The organism is Parafrankia sp. FMc2 (assembly GCF_041008525.1).
Taxonomy (GTDB): domain Bacteria; phylum Actinomycetota; class Actinomycetes; order Frankiales; family Frankiaceae; genus Parafrankia.
In genome coordinates this window covers 1-25,041 of sequence record NZ_JBFLUG010000082.1, presented here as the reverse complement: position 1 = coordinate 25,041, position 25,041 = coordinate 1, and the positions used below count along the sequence as shown (strand labels likewise).

Below are 25,041 nucleotides of genomic sequence, written 5' to 3'. Positions count from 1 at the left end.
CTAGAACGGGAAATTGCCCCCTATTCCGCCGTTGGTGGGGTCAGCCGCGGTGGTCCGTATGCTCCATAATTCCGGAGCTGGGAAGACCCGCCTTCGATGGCCACGCAGCGCAATGACAGACCCCACGAAGATGCCTTTCCCGCGGACGGATCCGGGGGTCGAGGGCGGCAGCGGCGTATGACCGCACCCATTTTCTCGGCGGCCCGCCCGCGACACGGCCGGCAGGCGTCGACTGCCGTGATAAAGCCCACCGCCAGCGAGGATTCGGGGTTTCCCACCACCACGCGGCCCCCGATATCGGACGCCCGACCGTCGGCCGGGCGGGCCGCGCGCCGCACGGGCCGGCGCGACGGCGATGATGAACGGGTCCGCCGCGACGGCGGGCGGGGCCGCATCCCGCGGCACGAGGACGGAGGCCAGGCGATGGGGACGAGCGCGCCGTCCGGGCGACAGCTCGAGCTGGTGCACGGCGAGAGCAGTGCGGTGATCACCGAGGTGGGTGCCGGACTGCGCGAGTACCGCGCCCACGGGGTCGCCGTGCTCGACGGCTACCCGGCCGACGCGATGGCGACCCGGGGCCGCGGCCAGTTGCTGCTGCCCTGGCCGAACCGCGTGGACGGGGGCCGCTACACCTTCGGCGGGGCCGGGCACCAGCTGCCCGTGAACGAGGTCGCGCTCGGCAACGCGAGCCACGGCCTGACCCGCTGGCTGGCCTGGGACCTCGAACGCCTCGACGAGGCCACGGCACGGGCCCAGGTCGTCCTGCACGCCCAGTCGGGCTACCCGTTCACCGTGGGGTTCACCGCCCTGTACCGGCTGGACGACGGCGGGCTGACCGTCACCATGACCGCGACGAACCTGGGGGCGGCCCCGGCGCCGGTCGGCATGGGTGCCCATCCCTACTTCGTGCTGCCCGGGGCGGACGGCGCCCTGGTCCAGGCGGACGACATCACCGCCACGGTGCCGGCGAGGACCCGGCTGGTGGTCAACGACCGCCTCATCCCCACCGGTGCGGAGCACGTCGCCGAGGGCCCGTTCGACCTGCGTGAGCCGCGGCGCCTCGGGGACCTCGTCCTCGACACCTGCTTCACCGACCTCGCCCGCGACGACGCCGGCCGGGCGACCGTCACGCTGACCTCCGCGGGCGGCGCTCTCGCCATCTGGCAGGACGAGACCTGGCCCTACGTGCAGCTGTTCACCGGAGACACGTTCGCGCCCGGCGAGCGGCGGCGCAGCATCGCGGTGGAGCCACTGACCTGCCCGGCGAACGCGTTCAACAGCGGCGCCGGGCTGCGCGTCCTCGATCCGGGCGCGTCGTTCGAAGGTTCCTGGGGGGTGAGCCCGCGGCGCTGAGCGCCGCGGCTCCGGCCCGCTCGCGGGAGGTCAGCGGGCCGGGAGCAGGTCGAACTCCGCCTGGGCGGTCTCGGGTGTGACCCGCAGCAGCCGGATGAACCGCCGCACCGGTTCGATGCCGCCGTCCTGGTACAGCCGCTCCAGGATGTCGGCGCCTCGGTAGGGCCAGGTCCGGTGGCTTCCGGACCGGATGTAGTGGGTGCACTCCTGCGCCATCCGCGGGTTGTCGCGGTAGAAGTGCGCCTGCGCCCAGGCGGCCAGCGCCTCGTTGAGCCGGGTACCTGCGGCCCAGGCGGACGTCCCGGCGGCGGCCGCGCGGGCACCGTGCTCGTCCAGGCCGGTCGCGATGGCCGCGTGGGCGTGCTCGTGCACGAGCGCCAGCTCGCAGAACGCCGCGGCCCGTTCCCAGGTCGGCTCGTCGAGGACGGCGTCACCGCGCAGCGCCGCGGCCACCTTGCCGAGCGCCCCCGCCCCCATGAGCACAGCCGGCGCGGACGTCGGCACCAGCATGCCGGACCGCCCGAAGCGCCCCGCGCCGCCGGAGTACCGGAAGACACCGAACACGTTCGCACCGGAGCGCAGGAAGTCGGAGGCGACCGGGTCGCGGGCGTCGACCATGGCGCGGAGGTCGTCGAGCGCGGCGCCGAGGCGCACGCGGAAGTCCTGGTCGATCGGCGGGTCGGCGACCACCCCGCCCACCGACCGCTCGATCGCCGCGGCGGCGCGCGGCCCGAGCTCGGCGACCAGCCGCGCGCGCACCTCGGGGTCGATGCGGTTGCGGGAGTGGGCGCGGATATGGCGGTCGGTGTAGCGGGTCACCAGCTCGCAGTAGAGGCCGGCGAAGCTCGGGAAGTCCTCCGCGCACCGCTGGCGCCAGATCATCGGTGGCTCGGGGAAGGACGGCCCCGCGCCGCTGTCCTCGTCCAGGGAGGTGGGACGCCCCGCCAGGTAGCGGCGGACGTTGCGGACGAAGCCGCCCAGTGCCTCGCGCCGGACGTGGACGAGGTCGGTGTCGGGACCGACGTCGAGCACATGCTCGGTGAACGTCACCAGCAGCGCGCGGACCCGGTCGACCGCCACCTCCTCGTCGGCGGCGAGCGCGCCGGGCGGAATGTCGCCGATGTGCTCCTCGGTGGTGAACCGCGCGTCCGGCTCGCAGGTACGGCGCAGATGGGTGACCGTCGTGTCGTCGGTGACGTAGGTCGGCGGCGGGTAGTAGCGCAGGCCGGTGAGATCCTCCAGGAACGGGACGATCGTGCGCAGCGACTCCCCGATGCGCTCGACGTTGCCGTTCGCGACCGTCGGGACGAGGGTGAACACCGGGAAGGTGACGTCCACCCGGCGCGGGGCCGGGCGGCGGTGTCTCGGCGGTTCCTCCCCGCCCTCGACCTCCGCGCCCTCGACCTCCGCGCCCGTGGCCGGCGCGCCCGTGGCCGCGCCTCCCGGCGCCGTGGTGGCCTGCTCCGGAGCGTCGGGCCCGCGGCCTGCCGCCCCGCCCGCTCCCGGCTGCGCGCCCGCGGGCTCCTCCGCCTCGGCACGCGCGGCTGCTCCGTCAGGTGCGTCCGCGGGCTCGGCCGACACCGACTCGGCGGGCGCGGGCTTGGCCGACGCGGCCTCGTCGGGCCCGGGCTCGGCGGGTGCGGGCTCGCCGGGTGCAGGCTCGACCCCCACCGGACGGGCGCCCGCCTCCAGCGACTGCAGCGCGGCGCGGCGGCCGGCGGCGGAGATCGCCCGGCCGAGATCCCCTTCGTCGGGGGCGGCCTCCCAGCTCCCACCGGTGACACCGACGATCACCTCGGCGAGCTCGCCGGCGCGCGGGGACGTGTCGAGCACGACGACGTCGACCGTGATCCCCGAGTGTGCGCAGTCGTAGGCAGCCTGGAGCAGGTCGCCGGGGGCGGTGAGGTCGTCGGTGACGAGCAGCAGGCGGGCGAAGGGGGGCTGTTCGGGCAGGCCGGCGAGGTGCAGCCGGGCGCGTTCCAGGGCGGAGGCGACGTCCGCGCCACCGCTGTCGCCGGTCGGGGCGACGGTACGCAGCGTCCGCTCGAAGGTGGCGCGGTCGCCGGCGCGGCCCTCGTAGACGACGTCCGCGGAGTCGGTGAAGCCGACCAGGACGGTGGGCATGGCCGGCGGCAGTTCGGCAAGCGCGTGGGAGACGCTCTCCACGGTGACGTCGAGTTTGCCGCGCCCGGACTCTCCGTGCTGTGTCGAGCCGTCTCCGGACCGGCTGTCGTCAGCGCTCTTCCGCTCGTCGGAAAGACGTGGACCGGAACGCGGGCCCGAGCCAGGCCCGGAGCGCGAGCCGGCCGGCGTGCGACCATCCACGGAACGCCGGTGCCGAAGACCACCGAGGTTCGGGAATGGCCACGTTCCCGCACCTCGACGGTCACCTCGACGGCGGCCGAAGCGGGCGTGCACGGAATCGCTGCCGAACGGCCGCGACATGGACGCCGAATGGTCCAGGAGAACAATCCACACCGCGCCGACTCCCCCCTGACCGACGGCAACCGGAACGGGACCTCGGGTATGTGGATCAGCGTACGCGACCAGCCGACGGCCAGGCGGTTATGGGCACATCGCGAGACGTTCGGTGGGCTTCAGGTGGTCTTCTTCGCACGGCTGGGCTGTACCCGGCGCGGCTCGCCGGCCATCTTCGGATGGTCGGGCGGGTAGGGCAGGTCGGCCAGACCGTGCTCGGCGACGTCCCGCTCCCACCACTGCAGCAGCGGACTGAGATCATGGTGGGTGTCGTCGATGCCGGCCCACAGGTCGCCGAGGCGCTCGAAACGCTCCGGCACGGAGCGGACGGTGAAATCGCGGGGCTCGACGTCGGGGAGCTCATCCCAGTGAACCGGGGTGGAGACCGGCGCCCAGGACCGCGGCCGCGCCGAGTACGCCGAGGCGATGGTGCGGTCCCGCGCGTTCTGGTTGTAGTCGACGAACACCTTGACGCCGCGTTCCTCCTTCCACCAACTGGTTGTCACCAGGTCGGGGCGGCGCCGCTCCAGCTCACGGGCGAACGCGATGGCGGCGTGGCGGACCTGCGTGAACGTCCACCGCGGCTCGATGCGTACGTAGATGTGCAGGCCGCGGCCGCCGCTCGTCTTCGGCCAGCCGATCCAGCCCAGCTCGCCGAGCAGCACGCGGGCCTCGCCGGCGACGGCCACCGCCTCGGCGAAGCCGGTTCCCGGCTGGGGGTCGAGGTCGATCCGAAGCTCGTCGGGGTGGTCGACATCGGAGCCGCGTACCGGCCAGGGATGGAACGTGATCGTGCCGAGGTTCACGGCCCAGGCGACGACCGCCGCCTCGGTCACGCAGACCTCGTCCGCGGTCCGGCCGCTGGGGAAGGTGATCCGTGTTGTCCGCACATAGTCCGGAGCGTTCCTGGGCACCCGCTTCTGGTAGAAGGCGTCACCCGGGGTCCCGTCGCGCTGGGTCAGTTGGGCTCCCTCGACCACGCCGTTGGGCCAGCGTTCCAGGGTGGTCGGTCGCTGCCGCAGGGCGCGGACCGCGCCGTCGGCGACCGCGATGTAATAGCGGACGAGGTCGATCTTGGTGACGCCCGCTTCGGGAAAGTAGACCCGCTCGGGGTTGCTGACCCGCACCACCCGCTCGCCGACGTCCAGCTCGAGGGGCTCGCCATGCCGTGACACCGCCATCGTGTGACGGTAACGCGGCCCTTGTCAGGGCACGAAGACCCGCGCCGGACCCTCCTTCCCGGGTTCTCGGCCACAACCGTGAAGGATCACTCGGCTCCGGCGGAGATCATGTCGTTCCCGACAACGATCACCGATGGCCGACCGATGCCACGGGGGTAACGGGAGCCACGGGAGCACGGGAAATCGCCGACACTTATCACCCGATAGAAGACAGAAATGGCGGTTGACGTTTCGGTCGATCATTTTCGAAGATGGGGCGAACGCACCGCGCGAGGTCTCAGCCGCGCGCCGGGAAAGGCGACGGGAGCCATCCACCCCCGCCGGACCGGTTGACCCACTGCCCGGAGGAGTTCGCGATGGAGACTGCGGCGACGCCAGCGCAGAAAGCCGGGCAGCTGCCGGCGATACTGACGGCTCTCGATGCCGTGAGCCGTCCCGATCCGTACCCCACCTACCGGTCGATACAGGAGGGCGGAGCATTCATCCGGTGTGACGTCGGGGGCTGGGTCACCACCATGGTCACCGGCTATGCCGACTGTTCCGCCGCCTTTCAGAGCCCCTCTTTCGGCAACGGCTATTCGGCCGGTATCCATGCGGGCGCGCACCGCACGCCCGGCTCGACGGACAGCGGGCTGAAGTCGCTGCTGCGGAAGGACCCGCCGGAGCACACCCGCCTGCGTGGCCTGGTGAGCCGGGCGTTCACCCCGGGCGTCGTCGCGACCCTGACCGAGGAGATCACCTCTCTCGTCGACACGCTGCTCGACGCCGCTCTCGCGGCCGGCGAGGTCGACCTGATCGAGGCCTTCGCCCGCCCGCTGCCGCTGTTCGTCATCTGCCGCCTGCTGGGTGTCCCGGCGCAGGACGAGCCGGTCTTCGGCGAGTGGATCGTCCCGATGGTGCGCGGCCTGGCACCCGACATGACGCTGACGCCGGAGGACCTGCGTGCCCGCACGGAGGCCACGAACGCCATCCACGACTATTTCCGGGAACTGATCGCCGAGGTCCGGGCGAGACCACGCCACGACCTGCTGAGCCAGCTCGTCGCCGCCGCGCAGGACAGCGACGATCTCCCCGAGCAGGAAATACTCGACCTGTGCGTCCTGCTGCTCGTGGCCGGTTTCGAAACAACTGTGAACCTGATCGGCAGCGGCACGGTCGCGCTTCTGCGGAATCCGGACCAGATGGCCAGGCTACGCGCGGACCCCGATCTCGTCCCGGCCGCGGTAGAGGAAATGCTCCGGTATGACCCGACGTTTCCCTTCACCGTGCGCACGGCGCTTCGGGACACCGAGGTGAACGGGCGGTCGTTCAGGCGGGGAGATGGCGTGGTGCTGCTCCTCGCGGCGGCGAACCGCGATCCCGACGCCTACCGTGAACCCGACCGGTTCGATGTCGCGCGGTACGCGGATTCCGCGGACGTCCCCCGCCATCTCGGGCTGGGCCTGGGTGTGCATTACTGCCTCGGTGCCCCGCTGGCCCGCGCGGAGGGGGTGATTGCGTTCCGTGCCCTGCTCGCCCGGGCCGAGCGGATCACCCTGCTCGACGAGCCCTCCTACCGGACCAGCGCCTGGGTGCGGGCGATGAGCCATCTGCCGCTCGGACTGTCGGGGTAGCCCCCGCGGCGGCGATGACGCATTCGGGACCAAAGACCCGAGCCGCAGGCCGCCGGCCGGGGCACGGATTCCCGGCCGGCGATCGAGCGAAGGCGTGTCCCCGGCTCGTCCAGCGCGCTGACCTGGGCTGGCGGGGTGGCGTCAGGCGCATCACACCGAACGCGGCCGCCGCCCGCCCGGGTGACCTTCCGCCCCTGAGGGTGCGACTTTCGGACGCCGGTAGCCCGACTGACGCACGCTGTGATCTCCGGGGGTTGACCGGCAGTCTCATTCCATGCGTATGGCGACGACCGGCATCACGGTCCCCGCAGGCACCGGGCCAGGTCTCGGCGCCATGCCGGGCCTGCCCGCCGCGCTCTCCGAGACGCTGACGTCCGTGCTCGTGTTCCTCGGCGACCGGGTCTACAAGATAAAGAAGACCGCCGACCTCGGGTTCCTGGATTTCCGTACCCGTGAGGCACGTCTCGCCGCCTGCCAGGCCGAAGTCAACCTCAACCGGCGCCTCGCCCCGGACGTCTACCTGGGCGTCGCCGACATCCAGGGCCCGGACGGGGCGCTGCTCGACCACATGGTCGTGATGCGGCGCCTTCCGGCCGACCGCCGGTTGTCGTCACTCCTCGCCGCCGGCAGCGACGTGACCGGCCCGCTGCGTGCCGTCGCCCGGCTGCTGGCCGACTTCCACGCCCGCTGCGCCACCTCGGAGCGGATCACCGAGGCGGGCTCCCCGGCGAACCTGCGCTGGCTGTGGGCGGAGGTCCTCGACAGCATCGAGCCGTTCCTCGGGCCGGTGCTCGACACGAACACCATCGACGCCATCCGCCACCTCGCCCACCGCTACCTCGATGGCCGCGGTCCCCTGCTGCACGAGAGGCAACGTGACGGACGTATCCGCGACGGCCACGGCGATCTGCTGGCCGACGACATCTACTGCCTCGACGACGGCCCGCGCATCCTGGACTGCCTGGAGTACGACCAGCGGATGCGGGTCGGCGACGTCCTGTCCGACATCGCCTTCCTCGCCATGGACCTGGAGCGCCTCGGCCGCCCGGACCTCAGCCGTTTCCTGCTCGACCAGTACCGGGCGTACACGGCCGTGACGCACCCGCTCTCCCTGGAGAACCTCTACATCGCCTACCGGGCCTTCACGATGTGCCGGATCGCCTGCACCCAGTACGCGCAGGGCTGGGCCGCGGCCGCCGCCGAGGCCCGGGCTCTCGCCTCGCTCGCGCTCGCCAGCCTGCGGCGCGGCCGGACCCGGCTCGTCCTCGTCGGCGGCGGCCCGGAGACGGGGCGCTCCGCGGTCGCCGGCCGGCTCGCCGAAAGCGAGGGCTGGACGCTGCTGCGCGCCAGCTCCGTCGAACGCGAGCTGGGCCACCTGCCCCGAGGCGACGGCCACCCGGACGGTCATCCGGACGGGCGGGTCGACGGGCGGCTCGACGGGCGGGCGGACGTGGCCGGAGCGGTGCGGGACGAGTTGCTGCGCCGGGCCAGAACCGCCGTCGAGCGCGGCGAGACCGTCGTCATCGACGCCTCCTGGACGCGGCGCCAGGACCGGCAGGAGGCTGCTGCCCTCGCCCGTGCGACCTTCACCGATCTCGTCCAGCTTCGCTGCGCGCCCCCGGGGCCGGCGGCGGGGAGCCTCGTCCGCGCCGAGAGCGACGCCGGCTCCCCCGTCGCCTGGTCGACGCCGACCGGGCCCGAACACCCTTTCCACACCGACCCGTGGCCGGAGGCGAAGACCCTTGAACACGGACCCACGCCGACCGACATCCACCGGGCGGCACGGCGGGCGGCACGGTGAACCGCCGGCCGCGCGGCCGGCGCCGGAGGCCACCCACCCTGCCGCCGCACCGGCCGCCCACCCGGTCCCGGGCCCACTCACGGCCGCGTCCACGGCGCGGGCCGCCATACCCACGCCCCCCGGCGACGGGCTGATGTTCCCCACCGTGGCCCGGTTGGAGCTCGACGACCTGCTGACCCAGCTCGTCGAGCGCGCACAGGACGTCCTGGCGACCCAGAGTCGCCTGCGCGGCCTGCTGCAGGCCAACCGGATCATCGCCACGGACCTGCGGCTCCCCGTGCTGCTCCGGCACATCGTCGAGGCCGCGACCGACCTGCTCGGCGCGCGCTACGGCGCGCTCGGCGTGGTCGCCCCCGACCGGACGCTGGAGGAGTTCGTCCACGTCGGGATGTCCGACGCCGATGTCGCGCGGATCAGGTACCTGCCGACCGGCCAGGGCATCCTCGGCCTGTTGATCGACGACCAGCGCCCGCGCCGCGTCGATGACATCGCCGAGGACCCGAGCGCCTACGGGTTCCCGCCGGGGCATCCGCCGATGCGCACGTTCCTCGGCGTACCGATCATGGTGCGGGCCGAGGTGTTCGGCAACCTCTACCTGACCGACAAGCACGACGGCGCGCCGTTCACCGCCGAGGACGAGGAGCTGGCCCTGGCCCTGGCCGCGAACGCCGGGGTCGCCATCGAGAACGCGCGGCTGTACCACGAGTCCCAGCAACGGCACCTGTGGATGACGGCCTCCGCCGAGATCACCCGGCTGTTCATGGCCGGGGACCCCGACGCGCTCCAGCGGCTGGCACAGCGCGTGCTCGAGATCGCCGACGCCACGTTCGTCGCCCTCGCGCTGCGCGCGGAGGAGCCCGCGGGCGACCAGGCCCGGATCGCCATCGCCGTGACCGCGCCGCCCACCGGCCGGAGGCCGGCGCAGGACGGGTCGGACCAGAGCGGCGAGGAGGCTGTGAGCCGGGCGGGGCGGCGGATCCCGCTGGAGCACACGCTCACGGGCCGCGTGCTCACCGAACGCCAGGCGCTGCGGGTCGACAACGCCCAGCTCGACGCCCTGCCCGACGAACGCACCGAGCACACCGGGCCGCTCATGGTCGTCCCGCTCGTCGCCGGCATCGACCAGTGCGACGGGGCGCTGCTCGTCGGGCGCGACCACGGCTCGCCAGCGTTCACCGACACCGACCTGACCCTGGCCACCAGCTTCGCCGGCCACATCGCCATCGCCCTGGAGCTCGCCCACGCCAAGGCGGACCAGGAGCGCCTGCTCGTCCTCGCCGACCGCGGGCGGATCGCCCGGGACCTGCACGACCACGTCATCCAGCGGCTGTTCGCCGTCGCGCTCGGCATGCAGGACCTGGCGCAGTACGAGAACCCGTCCAACAGCGACCGCATCACCAGCTACATCGAGGACATCGACGCCACCATCAAGGACATCCGCCGTACCATCTTCGAGCTGCGCAGCGCCCACCCGACGCGCGCCGCACGGCTGCGCACGGCGCTGGAGGAGATCTCCGAGGACATCCGGCCCGCACTCGGCTTCGCGCCGACGATCACGCTGAGCGGCCCGCTCGACTCCGTCGTGGACGACCGTCTCGCCGACCATCTCCTCGCGGTCGCCCGCGAGGCCCTCACCAACACCGCCCGCCACGCCCGGGCCGGCACCGCGGAGCTGCGGCTCGCCGTCGACGGCGACGCGGTCACCCTCGACGCGGTCGACGACGGCGTCGGCATCGGGGACTCGACCCGCCGCAGCGGGCTCGACAACCTGCGTACCCGCGCCGAGATCGTCGGCGGCAGCTACACCATCTCCACCCCACCTGGCGGCGGGACGCACCTGCACTGGTCCGCGCCCCTGTAGCGGCGGGCGCGCCCGGAGCGCTCCTGGACCGGGCCGCACCGGGCCCGCACCCGGTCAGGGGTTACCGGAGATGTTGAACGCGGCGGTGAACGGCCCGTACTCGTAGACGCGGCCCAGCCAGGACCGCACGGTGTGCGTGCGGTCGTCATAGTCGAGGGAGCCGGGCGGCTCGGGCAGCCGGGCCAGCGTCGGAGTCACCAGCAGGTCGTGGTCGAGGAAGAACCGGCCGATCGTCCGGGGTCACCCGATGCTGGGCGTCGACGGCGGCGAGGAGGTCCAGGGCGCTGCTTCTCCGCGTCGAGTGACGGGGCCGCCTCGAGGACGTCCGGGGTGGTGGTCTGGCCAGGTGCCATCAGGCCCGCGGCGCGGAACCGGGCCATCATGTCGTGGTCGTGGCCGGCAACAGCCCCACGGATGGCGCGACTGCCCAGCGTGAACGCCACGCCGCGGGCGAACGGCCCACTGTCCTTGATCAGAAAAGGCACCCCGGCGAGCGGACCGCCCAGGTCGCTCGCCAGCGGCTGGTCGAACAGCGGGCCGGTGAGCGCGTTGAGATCCGGGGCGACCTGCTCGATCGCACGCCGGGCCAGCTCCTCCACATTCTCCGGCCGCAGCTCGCCGCCGCGGACCAGCACGCTCAGTCCGACCGCGTCCAGGCGGGCGTACTCGTGGAGCTCCAGCTGTACTCCTGTCACGGCAAGGGCATGAACGCCTTTCGGTAGGCTGCCGCAGGCCCCCGTGTCAGGGTGGACCGGCCCGCCGATGACCTGCCAGCTACCCGAGATGCTGTGCTGTCTCACCGAGGCGCTCGGGGGGCCGGCCGCGCGGCCGGTGCGGCGCCAACTGCATGCCGTGCTCGCCGAGGTTGGGCGGCTCGCCACGGGCAGTGTGCAGGATCTGCTCGGCCTCGATGTCGTGAGCGGCGGAGAAAGGGCGAGATCCATGAGGGCGATCGTGTACGCACGCAACGGTGGTTCGGAGGTGCTCCAGCTGGTGGAGCGTTCCCGTACGGATCCGGGGCCTGGCCAGGTCCGGGTACGGGTCGCGGTGTCGGGAGTGAATCCGACCGACTGGAAGACCCGCCACAGCGGGAACGGACCGGTCTCCCCGAGCGGCCTGGTCCCGAACCAGGACGGCGCCGGTGTCGTGGACGCTGTCGGTGCCGGAGTCGATCCCGCCCGGGTCGGGGAACGCGTGTGGATCTGGGAGGCGGCGTGGCAACGGCCCGACGGCACCGCGCAGGAGGAGGTCGTCCTGCCCGCCCGCCAGGCGGTCCCGCTTCCCGCCGGCGCGTCCTTCGATCTCGGAGCCAGCCTGGGCATCCCGGCGATGACCGCGCACCGGGCCCTCACCGTCCACCCGCAGGGCCCGGCCGCGCTCGGACCATCAGCGCTGGCCGGCCGGACCGTACTGGTCGCGGGTGGCGCGGGCGCGGTCGGACACGCGGCGATCGAGCTTGCCCGCTGGTCCGGAGCGAACGTCGTGAGCACCGTCAGCTCCCCCGAGAAGGCGGCGCTGGCCGCCGCCGCAGGCGCCCACCATGTGGTCAACTACCGCGAACCCGCCGTGGCAGCAGCGATCGGCAAGGCCGCGCCTGACGGCGTCCACCTTGTCGTCGAGGTGAACCCCGCCGCGAACGCCGAGCTCAACCAGCAGGTCCTGGCCCCGAACGGAGTCGTGGCGATCTACGCCCGCACGGGCGACGAGCAGCTCACCGTCCCGGTTCGTCCGCTCATGGCGGCGAACGCCTGCCTGCAGTTCATCCTCGTCTACACGATGCCGGACACGGCCAAACTCCAGGCGGTCACGGACATCACGGCGGCGGCCGCAGCCGGCGCCCTGCGCGTCGGTACGGACGCCGGCCTCCCCCTGCACCGGTTCCGACTGGACCAGACAGCCGCGGCGCACGACGCAGTCGAGGCAGGCGTCGTCGGAAAGGTCCTCGTCGACGTCACCCGTAACCCGTAACCCGGCAGATCTCGAACAAAGTCGCGGTCCCGGCGAAGAACAGCCCGTTCACTCCGTCCACCCAGGGCTATTCCTGCCAGCCGGCCGCCACCTAATTTCATGGGTGTCTTGTTGACGCGGCAGGTTCTATCGGCATTGTCCGGATCGGGGGCCGGCAGCGGTGTTGGCGCTCTGGCGGAGGGTGGGGGTGTTGCCGTCGCAGGAGAGCGGTCCGGCGACGCGGTTGGTGGTGACGGCGGGGGTGGCTTCAAGGGGTAGGAGGCCGCTACCGCTGTTGTTCCTGATGGTGGCAGGGCCGTTGATGGTGTTGCCGCTGACCTCGACGCCTCCGGTGCCGCCGCTGACGTTGAGGGGGCCGGCGATGGTGTTGCCCGGGCAGGGCTGGTGGTCGGAGCCGACGAGCACGTAGCCGGTGCTGTTCTGGACGGTGACGGGCCCGTTGACCGAGGTCTGGCACAGGGTGAACGCGGCGGCACCGCTGCTGGAGATCGGCCCCGCGATCTGGGCGCCGGTGATGTGGAGTGCTCCACCGGGCCTGATGGTGACGGGGCCGGACTGCCTGCTGCCGGGGCCGAAGCAGAGGGCCTGGTCTGCCGCGATGGTGAGGGGGCCGTTGCGGGTGGTGGTGACACAGGGCTGGCTGAATCCGACGGTGATGGTGGTCGGGGCGCTGGCACTGGGTCTGAAGGTGGGGCCACCGCTGTAGCTGGCGGTGATCTGGTGTGTGCCGGGCTGCAGCCTGGTGGTGCTGAAGCTGGCCTGCCCGGCGGTCAGCGGGACGGTCGCCAGAGCGCTTGTCCCGTCGGAGAACGTCACTGTTCCGCTCGGGGCGCCGACATCCGCCACGCCGGGCTGCACCGAGGCGGTGAGGTCGACGGGCCGCCCGAACAGCGGGCTGGTCGTGTTCGCGGTCAGCGTGGTCGACGTGTCATGGTCGAAGTCAGCGCACAGCGCGAAGGCGCTCGCGGGTTGGTCGCCCGTCCCGCCGGACCCGCCTGCCGCGAGGATCGCGCTCCAGGACGAGGGATTGGTGGAGCCGTTCACGACGGGATCACCCACAGTGTCGCTGGGATAGCTACCGCGTAGATGGACTCCGCCGCCCACACGCCCCGCGATCACACCGGTCTGCAGGTGCTGACCGCCGCCGAGCAGGGTGAGATCCGTCGGGCAGGTCGCGGTGCGGATCGCGTAGTTGCTGCCCTCCTGGGGGCCGAGGCCGTCGGTCCGAGCCACCGTGACCTCCATGTCACCGGGCTCGGCGCACACGGCGTACGCGAAGGTCTGCGCGGTCGCCTCGTTCCGCCCGCCGGCAACACCCATGGCGGTCCAGTACCGGGGGTTGACCGCTCCGTCTGGGAGCGGGTTCCCCTGAGCATCGCTGGGAAAGCTACCGACCGCCTTCAGGCTGGGCGCCTCCGGGGGCAGCGTGTGCGCGCCGCCACCCACGACGACCGTTCCGTCCGGACACGCGGTGGTGACCTGGGCATTGCCCATCTGGAAGGTGGTCGGGTTGGGAACGGAGGCGACGGAGACCACTCGGTGGTCGAGCTGCGTTCCCTCCGCGCACACCGCGAAGCTGGTGATCTTGTCGCCCTGTTCCGCCTGCCCACCGAAGTTGCCCACGGCTGCCCAGTACTGCGGGTTCTGCGCACCGTTCGCGCTCATGGCCCCGCTCGCGTCGCTGGGGAAGTCCCCCTTCGCGCGCAGCCCGTTGATCGGCGGGACGGGATCAGTGGCATCGATCTTGCTGCCCCACAGCCCACCGCTGACCAGGACGCTGCCCGCCGGACACGAGGTCACCGCGGTCGCGAACGCCGACGACACAGCCGGAACGGGAAGGCTGGTGGTGGCCACGCGGATCGTCGGCCTCGGTGGCTGTGCCGCCGCGGGCTCGCCCGGGGTCGGCGCCGCGGCGGCGGGTGGCACCGTTGTCATGACCAACGCGAGCGCGGACATCGCCACCACCACGCCCCCGAGTGTCGACCTGGGCGCCCGTTTCGGCCACGCCAGGCCCTCGGCCCCGCCCTTGCACAGCATCTCGCCGTCCCCCCGCAGATATGCAGATATGTAGTTGGTTTCCGGCACGGTGATGATCCGTACCCGGCCTGATGCCTCTCCCAGGTGACGACACGGAGCAGCGATACCGGAAGGTCATCTGCGGCTGCGGACTGTCACGTGTCGGGCGACAGGACTCTACTGCGCAGGTCGACGCAGATGCGAGGGTTTCCGTTCAAATTCTCCTCATCCACGGAGAAAAACGGAGGGATCGAACCTTGTGCAGCAGATCCAACACGCCGGGTAGCGCGACAGACGAGCAGTACACGGATGCCCCGCCCGCCGGCCGCACTCCGACTACTACTCCGTGTCAGTGGCAGCCATGCCGCGAGCCGGTCAGTTGCCGGTCATGCACAACGCCCAGGCGTGGGATCTGGTGGCACTCGTCGAGCCGCCTCCTCCGGTGTGCGTGGTGGACGTCCAGTTCGCCGGTGAGCTGGTGAGCGGGTTCCCGCTCCCGTCACTGGGGTAGCTGCCGTTCAGATGATCACCCTGCGATCCGGGTGCGGTGAAGTCGGACGTCGTGACGGCGCCGCCGCTGATGCCGGCACCTCCGCTGATCAGCGTCCCGTCGCCCTCACCGCAACCGGCAGTTGTCTTCTGGGGTGCGCCGACGCTGGTCGGGCCGGAGGTCTCGCCGTATCGCACGGTGACGGTCACCCCACTGACGTCGATGTCGTCCCCGCTGCAGATCGCGTAGGCATAGGTCGTGGCGAGGGCGCTCGGGTTTCCGCCGGTCAGTGCGCCCGCGACCCAGGAGTCCGGATTGGTCTCCCCGTCAGCGGCGGCGATGGCACCGTTGTCGTGCGTACCCGCACCGGTGCCGTCCAGGTAGGTGGGGGCACTGAGGACGGGCTTGAGGCTCCCGGTGGTGCCCGGGAGGGTTCGCGCCCCGCCGCCCAGCAGCCGCGTGCCTTCGGGGCAGGTGGCCACCGCCAGGGCGGTTGCGCCCGTAGTGGTCGGCCCCGCCACGCTGTTCATCACGATCTGGGTGCCCGTGATCGTGTCACCGGGGTCCAGACACATGGCATACGGGGTGGAGCCGAAGGCGGCATCGAGGCCGCCACCCGAGTTGCCCGTGCCACCGATGGCACGGGCCTGCGTCGCGTCGGTGTCGACGACCCCGGGCGAATAGCTGCCGGCCACGTATTCAGCGGTTCCGTCGAACGGGACGATTCCCTTGACGTGCAGATTGCTCTGCGCCGAGCCGGTGCCGACGGTCTGGAGGATCCCGACGCCGGAGACCACGTCGTCGGTGTCACCGCCGGTGCGACAGTTCGCGGTGCTTCCGCTCTCCGAGTTGGCAGCCCCCGGCCCCGAGGTGGCGCCGGGAGTACGCACCGTGATCGTGGTTGCCGCATAGGCGGTTCCCGGCAGTGCGACGGCCAGGGTCGTACCCAGGACAAGCGCCGTGAACGCGGGAGCCCGTAGGGATTTCTTCGTCATCAACTTCTTCCTCGCTGGACGGAGGGAACGACCGGTCAACGGCGACCTGGCGAGCGGGCGCAGGCCGGTCACGAGAACTTCGTGCGGGTCTGAGGAACTTTCCGTGCGGTCGGGACAAACCCCAGACGGACTGGAATCTCGCCGCTCGCCCGAGGGGCGACCTGGGGAGGTGCCTCCCATGCATCACCCCCGCAGCAAGGTGGATCCTCAGGGAAGTGATCATAGAACGTCTGGTGTCGCTGATGCGTGACTTCTTCGCCGATAGCTCCGCATCTACGGTTTCATTCACTGCCTCGGGGCTGTCGAGGCCGCGGCGGCCTCGCACCCAGCAGCCACAGGAGTCACGGCGACGTTGGCGGCCCGAGCGGGCCGCACCCGACCGGGCCCCGCCTGTGAGATAGACCGCGCGCAGCCCAGACGGCTTGCGACCTGCCCATCGCGATGCCGTGGGCGAGCGGCCGACCGCGCGCCAGACGTTGCCAGACGTTCCGCACGACCAGATCGTCGAGAGGGTCACGCGCCCACAGGCCCACCCGTCCGCGACAGTGGAGGACCAGCGACGGACCGGACGAGATGGCCAGATCCGCGACAACGGCCTGCCGGAGGTTTCGGTGGACGTCGGCGTCGACCGGTTTTACAAGCCGCGTACCTCGCGAATACCGGGCCGTTACCGAAGCGACCCGATTGCAACAGAAGCCGCCAATCAGGGTCGATATGGCCTCGAGAATCTGCAGATACGGGAGCCGCGCACCCCTTTTCCGTGCCTGAGGGGCGGCGACGATGCCGTCCCCCCGCTCCAACCGTGGCGGCACCACACCCCACGCGCGGCACGCACCGCTGGTAGCCAGTTGATTAGTTAATGATCGTCAGGCCATGCCCATGGTCGGGGGGAAGACGTGAGATCACGGTCCATCCACATTCCGCAGCGCTCGCTCAAAGCTTCCACCGGAAGCTTCCAGTGGAAGCCCTGAGCGTGACCGGCCGCAAGCCCTCCGCCCGGGTCTCCTCCGGGTGAGCGGCGGCCGGGTGGGCGTCCGCCTGGCCCCGGTGCGGATTCCGGCGCCCACGGTCACCGTCACGATGACCGCGCTCGTCGCCGGATGCGAAGACTCCACCGGCGCCACCGACGGCAGCGCCGAGATGGTGCGCAGTCGGCTGGCGGACCTGCCGGACGCGGAAAGGCCCAGCGTCGTCCGCATCTCCAGCCACCCGCCCCTCGTCGTCGACGGCGGCGACACGCTTGTTGATGGCCTGCCAGGTGGACCGGTGGTCGTGTCTGATGCGAGTGACGTAGGCGATCGCGCGGGCTCGGAACGGCGGCGGGTACCTGGTCGGACGGATCACGGCGATCTGCTCCTGTGCGCTGTCGGCGAGGAATGCTGCGCAGCCGTCGACGGCGCGCGGAGCGCGCAGTCGTAGACCAGATTCGCCTCGACGTCGAGGCGAATGGACGGCATCGGCGCCATCCACGGCTCTTCCTTGGGCGCGCGACACTGCGCAGATCGCGAAGGCGGCGGCACGTTCTGCAGGCCAAGAAGAAGGATCGCCCCGCAAAGATCCGAGCAGGACTATGACACGGACCGAATGGACCGTCAGCCAATCAGCAAAAGAAGGTCCCTACTGCCCGCAGCTACAGTTCGCCGGCCGGCAGGCCGACATGGGTGACACTGCGCAACCGCCAGCCGATGCCGGGCGGGGTCCAGCATGGTAGCGCTCCGCCATACCTCTCACTGACGGCGCGAGTTCGGGACCATCGGGGTACGGCGGGCAAGGGATCGGAGTCGCGCGGCGCGACCGACCCCTTCACAGGTCGATCAGACCTATGGAATTACCTCGAAAATGTTTCCATGAGGTAACACCCTTGCGTGTGTCCGATTCAACATCGACCACGGAGCGTACCGAGATTCACTACGAAAGGTCCACGTCATCGGGCGGATCCTGCAGGTTCAGTGAAGATATGTCCCGGTATGACTTCTCGAGGCTCGTCACAAAAAGTAGTTAAGATCGACGCGGCATCGGCCCTCCGGTAGCAGCGTGTAGCGACCCTTGAATACTGATCATCCATCTTCGTTTGCGCTTAGGGTTTCGGTTCTGCCATTTTTCGACGACCTGGCGCGGCCCCTGTTTCCCCTGCGGTGGCCGCGCCAGATCCGCGCGCCCTGAGAAGGGCTTCCTGGTGGATCGGAGTTGGCGTTATGCGGGTGCTCCCCGTACGTCGTCGCAGGTCAATCATCCGTTCTCTGTCCGTTCTGCTGGCCGCGCTGCTGGCGGCCACCATCACCCAGTTCCTCCCCACGGTGAGGCCGGCGTCCGCCGCGCCGGCCGACACCGTGCGGGACGCACCGCAGGCACCGGTCGGACCGGCCGAACGCCCCGATCTGGTGACCGCCCAGCTCGCCGCGCGTGCGGAACAGCGCCGCATCGAGGTCACCTCCCTGACCACCGAGTCGACCCGCACGCTGGTCAACCCGAACGGATCCATCACCGTCGAGTCGGCCTCGGGGGTGGTGCGGGTCCAGCGCGACGGCGGCTGGCAGCCGGTCGACACCACCCTCGCCGTGGTCGAGGGCAAGGTCGTACCCAAGGCCATCAAGGCGGCCATCGCCCTGTCCGCCGGCGGCGGGAAGCCAGGCGCGGACGTCGCCACGCTGACCGACGGCGACCGCGACGTCGCATTCGCCTGGCCGACCACGCTGCCCGCACCGGAACTGACCGACAACGTCGCCCTGTACAAGGGGGTGGCGAAGGACACCGACCTGCGGGTCAAGGTCACCCCGACCGGCTACGACCTGCAGATCGTCGCCCACACCCCTGCCGCAGCCCAGGCAGCGCTCAGCCTGCCGATGAGGCTCAAGGGGGTGACCGCGGAACGCACCCCCGGTGGTGAGCTGCGGCTGTCCGCCGACGGGAAACTCGCCGCACGGTCCCCGACCCCGCTGATGTGGGACGCCCACACCGACCCCAAGACCGGCCTGCCCGACCGGACCCGCACCGTCGACGCCACCCTCGAACGCCCCACCACCGCCACCCCGGCGCTGACCCTACGGCCCGACAAGGCCTGGCTGACCGCGGACGACCGCCAGTACCCGGTCACCATCGACCCGGCCGCGGTCCTGCCCGACAACCTCGACACCGACGTCGTCAGCACGTCGGCGACCACGAACTACGACACCTACGAATACCTGCGCGTCGGGAACGCGTTCGGGTCGGTGCACCGGTCGTTCCTGCGGTTCGACACCTCCGCCATCGACGGCAAACACGTCACCGCCGCCGCCCTCAAACTCACCCAGGCCGGCTCCTACACCTGCACCCCCCAGCACATGGTCGTCCAAGGCGCCGCCGGCCTGTCCTCCGGCACCACCTGGAACACCCAGCCCGCCGCCGACGGGATCAACTGGTCCGACACCACCTTCAACGCCGGCGGGTTCTGCGGCTCCGCCGACGTGTCATTGGACATCACCGGCCTGGCACAGGCCTGGGCCACCAACGCCACGCCCTCCCCGGAAACCCTCACACTGCGGGCCCCCGATGAGGTGCTGTGGGAGCCGTACAAGTTCTTCGCCTCCGGTGACACCGCCACCCCGCCGCGGATCGAGACCACGTACAACTCCTACCCGTCCACCGTCGGCGCCCGCTCAACCGCGCCGTGTTCAGCGCAGTGCGGCGGCACACCACCCACCGTGCTGACGAACTCGACCACCCCGCGGCTTGCCGGCTCAGCGACCGACGCGGACGGCGGCACCCTGCGCCTGGACTTCGAGGTCTGGAACTCCGCCGGCACCACCAAAATCACCCAGGGGTCGACCGGATTCGTCGCCCAGAACAGCGAAGCGACCTGGACCGTCCCCTCCGGCCTGCTCACCAACAACACCAGCTACCAGTGGCGGGTCCGCGCCTACGACGGCACCGACTACTCCCAGAACTGGTCCACCTGGATCCCGTTCACCATCGACACCACCGCCCCCGCCACCCCCACCGCCCTCGCCTCCACCGCCTGGCCCTCCGGCGGCTGGGCCAGTGCCACCTCAGGCACCTTCACCTGGACCTCACCCGGCGGTGACACCGCAGGCTTCCTCTACGGCCTCGACGAACCCTCCCCCACCACCTCGACGACCGCCACCACCAGCGCCTCGCTGACCACCGACGAAGGCCTGCACACCTTCTACCTGCGCACCCTCGACACCGCAGGCAACCTCTCCCCCATCATCTCCTACAACTTCGGCGTCGGCAACGCCGCACTGGCGTCCCCCGAGGAGCAGTCCCGCACCCAACGGTTCGCGACCCTGCGCGGTGAAGCACCCTCGTCCCAGGTGTCGGTGACCTACCGCTACCGGGTCGGCACCAACCCCTCCACCGCGTGGACGGACGTCCCCACCGCCGAAACCACCACCCAGGGCACGACCAACCATCCCACCTGGCCCGCACCCCGCAACGGTGCCGGTACGTTCGACAACCAGATCTGGAACATCCCCGGCACCCTTGGTGGCGGCGCCGACGGACCCATCCAGATCCAGGCCTGCTTCCGCACCACAGCCGCGGTCGTCACCTGCACCGACGCCACCACCATCCAGCTCACCCGCAGCGCCTTCAGCGACACCCACGCCACCAGCGAGGTCGGACCGGGCTCCGTCGCGCTCCTCACCGGCGACTACTCCCTGTCCGCCACCGACGTCTCCATGCCGACCTACACCGGCTCCCTCACCGCCGGCCGCACTCTGACCACCCTCACCCCACCCGCCGCCACGACCGCGCCGAGCGGAATCTTCGGACCGGGATGGACGTCGAACATCTCTGGCCCCGACACCGGCGCGGCGGAGCGGACACTCACCGACAACACAGCGACCGAGGGGTATGTCACCCTCACCGCGCCCATAGGCGACCCCGCCGTCTACACCCGCAGCGGGACAGGCGGTTACCCCTACCACTACACCGGCGTCGCAGATACCTCCGCCGACGGCTCCACTCTCATCAAGGACTCCGCAACCAAGTTCACACTCATCGGAATCGACGGCACGAAGACCATCTGGTATGCCAAGACAGTCGGCGCGGCCACCGTCTGGGTCGTCGACCGCGTCGAGGAACCAGGCTCCGGTACCACCTCCACCTTCACCACCGACACCCAGGGCCGCGTCACCCGCATCCTCGCCCCCGTCCCCGACGGCGTGGACTGCTCCGGAACCCTCGGCGCCGGCTGCCGCGCCCTCACCCTCACCTACGCCACGACGACCACTGCCACCGGTGCCGGCGGGAGCCCCACCGACTGGGGTGACTACACCGGTCAGCTCTCCTCCATCTCCATGGCCCTCAACGGCGCCACCCCCGTCGAGGTCGCCCGCTACCGCTACGACACCACCGGCCACCTGCGCGCCGAATGGGACCCCCGCCTCGACACCTCTGGCGGCAACCACCTCGCCACCCTCTACTGGTATGACGCCCAAGGCCGTATCCAAGGATTCGTCCCCACCGGCCAGGAAACCTGGGGCTTCGCCTACGACGGCTTCGGACGCCTCACCACCGTCACCCGCCCCCGACCCGCAGGCGCCGGCACCGCCACCAACAAGATCGTCTACGACGTGCCGCTGTCCGGCGCCACAGCACCGATCGACATGTCACCCGGCCGGGTCGACGACTGGGCCCAACAGGACCAGCCGGCCTGGGCCACCGCCGTGTTCCCCGCCAGCCGCATCCCCGCCAACCCGCCCGTAGCGGCCGACTGGCCCTACGCCGGCATCAGCTACCTCAACTCCGACGGACGCCTGGTCAACAGCGCTGCCTACGGCGCCGGCGCCTGGCAAATCACCACCGCCGAACACGACACCTTCGGCAACGTCATCCGCGCCCTGAGCGCGGAGAACCGCAACCAGGCCCTCACCCCCACCGCGGACACCGACCCCACCGTCGCCGCCCTCACCGACTCCGCGACCCGCGCCGAACTCCTCGACACCGACACCACCTACTCCGCCGACCGCGTCGTCCCCGTCGACGTCTACGGACCGAAACACCGCTACATCAACAACAACGGCGTCCGCTCGTCAGTCCGCCAGCACATCCACACCGACTACGACGAAAACGCACCACCGGACACCGAGCCCTACCGGCTACCCACAACCATCACCACCACCGCCTACACCGGCAGCACCGACGCCGACCCCCGCAAAACCTTCCACGGCTACGCTGCGAAAACAGGCGCGGACGCCGCCACCTCCGGCTGGGCCCTGCGCAAACCCACGACGACCACCACCTGGATGGGCGGCGGGGGAACCCCCGACATCGTCCGCACCACCTACTACAACACAGCCGGCCAGCCCCTCGAAATACGCCAGCCCAAAGCCAACGCCGCCGGTAACGACGCCTTCACCACCGTCTTCTCCTACTTCGCCCCCACCGGCACCGGCGGCTGCGTCAACGCCTCCTGGGCCGGCCTGACCTGCTCCACCGGACCCGCCGCCCAACCCAATTCCGGCAACCCGCTACCGGTCACCACCTACACCTACAACAATCTCAACCAGCCCCTCACCGAAACCGAAACTGTCACTTTCGGCGGCAGCACCACCCGCACCACCACACACACCTACGACACCGCCGGACGCCCCACCTCCGATGCCCTTGCCGTCAGCCCGGCCGGCAACGGCGGCACCGCCATCCCCACCGCCACCTACGGCTACAGCACCACCACCGGACTACCCATCACCACCACCGCGAACAGCATCACCCTGACCACCAGCTACAACACCTGGGGCCAGGTCGCCTCCCAGACCGATGCCGACGGCAACACCACAACCACCACCTACGACATCGACGGCCAAGTCGTCACCGTCAACGACGGCAAAGGCACCTACACCTACGCCTACGACACCACCGCCGAACACCGCGGCCTCGTCACAAGCCTCGACGTCGGCGCCGGCAGCGCCCCCTCCATCTTCACCGCCGAATACAATGGCGACGGCGCCCTGAAATCCGAGAACTACCCCAACGGGATTGTGGCAACCAGCCGTTACAACAACACGGGCAGCCAGACAACCCTGACCTACACCAAGGGTGCCTCCACCTGGCTCACCTTCACCCAGATCGACAACATCAACGGTCAGGGCCGCGTCCTCGAATCCCCCAGCGGCGCCCGCGAACACCTCTACGACACAGCCGGCCGCCTCAGCCTCGTCCGCGATGTTCGCAACGACACCGGCAGTCTGCTCTGCACCTCCCGCCGCTACGTCTACGACGCCGACTACAACCGCACCCAGCACATCTCCTACCCCGACGCCGGCACCAACGCTCCCAACCCCACCTGCTCCACCTCCACCACACCCACCTACAGCCTCGCTCACAGCCACGACCAGGCCGACCGCATCACCGACACCGGCTACACCTACGACCTTTTCGGCCGCACCACCGCAGTACCCGCCGCCCACGCCGGCGGCACCGCCCTCACCGTCGGCTACCACGCCAACGACATGGTCGCCTCCGAAACCCAAGGCACCACCACCCGCACCTACACACTCGACCCCGCGGACCGTATCCAAACCTGGACCCAGGGAACCACCACCTGGACCAACCACTATTCCAGCGCCTCCGGCGACAGCCCCGCCTGGATCGGCCAGACCGGCGGCGGCTGGACCAGAAACATCCACGGAATCAGCGGCAGCCTCGCCGCCATCCAGGACGACACCGGCACCGTCACTCTCCGACTCGCCAACCTGCACCGCGACATCGTCGCGACCGTCGACGACAACACCACCGTCACCGCCCCTGCCACCTACCAGGAAACTCAGGAGTTCGGTCAGCCCTACAACACCGCCACCGCCTACCCCCGCTACGGCTGGCTCGGAGACAAGCAGCGCAGCCGCGACACCCTGTCCGGGCTCACCCTCATGGGTGTCCGCCTTTACAATCCGTATACAGGCCGCTTCCTGCAGACCGATCCTGTCTTCGAAGGCTCCGCCAACCCCTATGAATACGCAAACCAGGACCCATTGAACAAATTTGACCTCGACGGATTCAAAGTGACAGTAATCGGCAAGTACGCAGACATAAAGGCGTACTGCAAAATCAACAACAACTGCAGGGGTTTCAACATTCTCAGCGTCACCGCGTGGACATGGATTTATAATGTGAAGTGGCTGGATAGCGCCATGAAGCGCCGCGACGAGATCCGCGCCGTATCCGATCCGCGCATCCGACAGACCGGGGTCTACCAGAGAGAACTCGAGCATCTCCGGACAAACTGGCGCGTAAGGTACTGGCAAACAATCTACAGGAGGATCGGGTCGGGCAGTAAGTTTCGAATTGACTACTGGTCTCCCATCAGCCCATACCATCAGGTGATCTAGCGCAGCGACGACACTAGACCTTCTCGGCCCTTCCGTCTGCGCCATGAGTCGACCCGCGCCGGAGACCTGACCGCGCCGACCGATGACACGGCCGCCGAAGAAACATGCAGTGACAGATACACGTATGGCTCGGTGTTGGGTCGGGATGCGACTCCCCGGCCCAACACCTTGTCCAGTAGAGTCGACCTGATGTTTCGCGCCAGAATTCCTCGATGCCGGATCAGTGGATAACTCGCGACAGAGGTATCTCACCCGAGTCCGACAGCAAGGCGCCGGTCGTCACTGCCGCACGATCCCGCACCACGTACGCCGTGGAGCCCATCCCTGCGGGGGATTCACTCCGCGATGTGTGTGGACTACACCGCCTGGTTCCCTCACACTTGGACGATGGAGATTGCAGCCCACACCATCGCGCTTGTGCGCGACACCTTCGCAGCGAAAGAGGTCGCCACAGTATTGGATTTGCTCAGGGAGTACGGTGCGGAATCGAGCCAACCTGAACCCGACCGCGTGCACCGCGCGATTATAAAGCTCGGCCAGGGAGACCTGGACCAGGTCAGGCGCTACCTCCGGATCGCTAAAAGCGACTACCGAGACGTCTTGTACTACTCGGGTGATTACTGACCATGATCCTCCGGTCTGACGTACCGCCTCCCTTGAGACGGCGCACCGCAGTCGCGGCGGTGTTTCGACCGCCACCCTCCGACCAGTACCGGTTGTCGCCGGTCAGCACAATCTACCGGCTCCGCAGCTGCCAGACCGCGCCAGCTGCGTGGCGTAGGCGCGGGCTGTCGGTGTGAGGGCTCAGGACATCCTTGACGATTCGTCCTCAGAGGGTGTTCTGTACGGGTTTGTCGGGTGTCAGTTTGGGTTGATCTCTGGGGTGGGTGGAGTCGGGCGAGGCAGGATAAACAGGCCGGGTTCGGGTTCGGTGAGGACGCCGCGGTCGACCAGCCGT

The 25,041-nt window shown here is 70.2% G+C and carries 14 protein-coding genes; 8 read left to right on the top strand and 6 right to left on the bottom strand.

Translation table 11 applies throughout. The features are described 5' to 3' along the window. Positions 1-423: 423 nt before the first annotated feature. Positions 424-1,353 carry an aldose 1-epimerase family protein gene (locus AB1460_RS23975; protein WP_368964268.1) on the top strand — a complete coding sequence of 310 codons (930 nt, stop codon included), beginning with the start codon at positions 424-426 and terminating at the stop codon, positions 1,351-1,353. 30 nt (positions 1,354-1,383) lie between these two features. Here the strand turns inward: AB1460_RS23975 and AB1460_RS23970 are convergent, their stop codons facing one another. Together AB1460_RS23970 and ligD are read right to left on the bottom strand one after the other, a co-directional pair. Further along, complete coding sequence (locus AB1460_RS23970) at positions 1,384-3,519, bottom strand: hypothetical protein (RefSeq protein WP_368964267.1); 2,136 nt, start codon at positions 3,517-3,519, stop codon at positions 1,384-1,386. A gap of 431 nt (positions 3,520-3,950) precedes the next feature. Then, positions 3,951-5,012, bottom strand: a complete 1,062-nt coding sequence (ligD, locus tag AB1460_RS23965) for a non-homologous end-joining DNA ligase (protein ID WP_368964266.1) — start codon at positions 5,010-5,012, stop codon at positions 3,951-3,953. 356 nt (positions 5,013-5,368) lie between these two features. On the opposite strand from ligD, the gene AB1460_RS23960 reads away from it, so the two are divergent. From AB1460_RS23960 to AB1460_RS23950, 3 genes are all read left to right on the top strand, one after another. Continuing rightward, positions 5,369-6,625, top strand: coding sequence for a cytochrome P450 (locus tag AB1460_RS23960; RefSeq protein WP_368964265.1), 1,257 nt, complete (start codon positions 5,369-5,371; stop codon positions 6,623-6,625). A gap of 274 nt (positions 6,626-6,899) precedes the next feature. Continuing rightward, the gene (locus AB1460_RS23955; protein WP_368964264.1) at positions 6,900-8,426 is read left to right on the top strand and encodes an AAA family ATPase; all 1,527 of its coding nucleotides are present in this window, start codon (positions 6,900-6,902) and stop codon (positions 8,424-8,426) included. 133 nt (positions 8,427-8,559) lie between these two features. After that, entirely contained in the window at positions 8,560-10,287 is a 1,728-nt protein-coding gene (locus AB1460_RS23950; protein ID WP_368964281.1) for a GAF domain-containing protein, read from the top strand. Between the two features lie 54 nt (positions 10,288-10,341). Here the strand turns inward: AB1460_RS23950 and AB1460_RS23945 are convergent, their stop codons facing one another. Next, the gene (locus AB1460_RS23945; RefSeq protein WP_368964263.1) at positions 10,342-10,485 is read right to left on the bottom strand and encodes a hypothetical protein; all 144 of its coding nucleotides are present in this window, start codon (positions 10,483-10,485) and stop codon (positions 10,342-10,344) included. Next, positions 10,482-10,982: an amidase family protein gene (locus AB1460_RS23940; protein WP_368964261.1), complete on the bottom strand. Its 501-nt coding sequence runs from the start codon at positions 10,980-10,982 to the stop codon at positions 10,482-10,484. Before AB1460_RS23940 ends, AB1460_RS23945 begins: the two co-directional genes overlap by 4 nt. Before the next feature lie 247 nt (positions 10,983-11,229). On the opposite strand from AB1460_RS23940, the gene AB1460_RS23935 reads away from it, so the two are divergent. After that, complete coding sequence (locus AB1460_RS23935) at positions 11,230-12,255, top strand: NADPH:quinone reductase (protein ID WP_368964280.1); 1,026 nt, start codon at positions 11,230-11,232, stop codon at positions 12,253-12,255. 126 nt (positions 12,256-12,381) lie between these two features. Here AB1460_RS23935 and AB1460_RS23930 read toward each other — a convergent pair whose 3' ends face one another. Then, on the bottom strand, positions 12,382-14,340 hold the full coding sequence (locus AB1460_RS23930) for an Ig-like domain-containing protein (RefSeq protein ID WP_368964260.1): 1,959 nt from the start codon (positions 14,338-14,340) through the stop codon (positions 12,382-12,384). A gap of 306 nt (positions 14,341-14,646) precedes the next feature. Continuing rightward, entirely contained in the window at positions 14,647-15,756 is a 1,110-nt protein-coding gene (locus AB1460_RS23925) for a hypothetical protein (RefSeq protein ID WP_368964258.1), read from the bottom strand. Positions 15,757-16,782: 1,026 nt separating this feature from the next. Between AB1460_RS23925 and AB1460_RS23920 the strand changes: the two genes are divergently transcribed. The 3 genes from AB1460_RS23920 to AB1460_RS23910 all read left to right on the top strand — a co-directional run bounded on the left by AB1460_RS23920 (position 16,783) and on the right by AB1460_RS23910 (position 24,707). After that, positions 16,783-17,175 carry a hypothetical protein gene (locus AB1460_RS23920; RefSeq protein ID WP_368964257.1) on the top strand — a complete coding sequence of 131 codons (393 nt, stop codon included), beginning with the start codon at positions 16,783-16,785 and terminating at the stop codon, positions 17,173-17,175. 776 nt (positions 17,176-17,951) lie between these two features. Continuing rightward, the gene (locus AB1460_RS23915) at positions 17,952-24,083 is read left to right on the top strand and encodes an RHS repeat-associated core domain-containing protein (RefSeq protein ID WP_368964255.1); all 6,132 of its coding nucleotides are present in this window, start codon (positions 17,952-17,954) and stop codon (positions 24,081-24,083) included. A gap of 345 nt (positions 24,084-24,428) precedes the next feature. Then, positions 24,429-24,707, top strand: coding sequence for a hypothetical protein (locus tag AB1460_RS23910; protein WP_368964253.1), 279 nt, complete (start codon positions 24,429-24,431; stop codon positions 24,705-24,707). The last annotated feature ends 334 nt before the right edge of the window (positions 24,708-25,041 follow it).

What these genes read in the sequence shown, in the direction of transcription:
- AB1460_RS23910 (WP_368964253.1), top strand. Translation starts at nt 24,429, where the DNA reads ATGTGTGTGGACTACACCGCCTGGTTCCCTCACACTTGGACGATGGAG.
- AB1460_RS23960 (WP_368964265.1), top strand. Translation starts at nt 5,369, where the DNA reads ATGGAGACTGCGGCGACGCCAGCGCAGAAAGCCGGGCAGCTGCCGGCG.
- AB1460_RS23955 (WP_368964264.1), top strand. Translation starts at nt 6,900, where the DNA reads ATGCGTATGGCGACGACCGGCATCACGGTCCCCGCAGGCACCGGGCCA.
- AB1460_RS23950 (WP_368964281.1), top strand. Translation starts at nt 8,560, where the DNA reads ATGTTCCCCACCGTGGCCCGGTTGGAGCTCGACGACCTGCTGACCCAG.
- AB1460_RS23935 (WP_368964280.1), top strand. Translation starts at nt 11,230, where the DNA reads ATGAGGGCGATCGTGTACGCACGCAACGGTGGTTCGGAGGTGCTCCAG.
- ligD (WP_368964266.1), bottom strand. Translation starts at nt 5,012, where the DNA reads ATGGCGGTGTCACGGCATGGCGAGCCCCTCGAGCTGGACGTCGGCGAG.
- AB1460_RS23975 (WP_368964268.1), top strand. Translation starts at nt 424, where the DNA reads ATGGGGACGAGCGCGCCGTCCGGGCGACAGCTCGAGCTGGTGCACGGC.
- AB1460_RS23925 (WP_368964258.1), bottom strand. Translation starts at nt 15,756, where the DNA reads ATGACGAAGAAATCCCTACGGGCTCCCGCGTTCACGGCGCTTGTCCTG.
- AB1460_RS23915 (WP_368964255.1), top strand. Translation starts at nt 17,952, where the DNA reads ATGCGGGTGCTCCCCGTACGTCGTCGCAGGTCAATCATCCGTTCTCTG.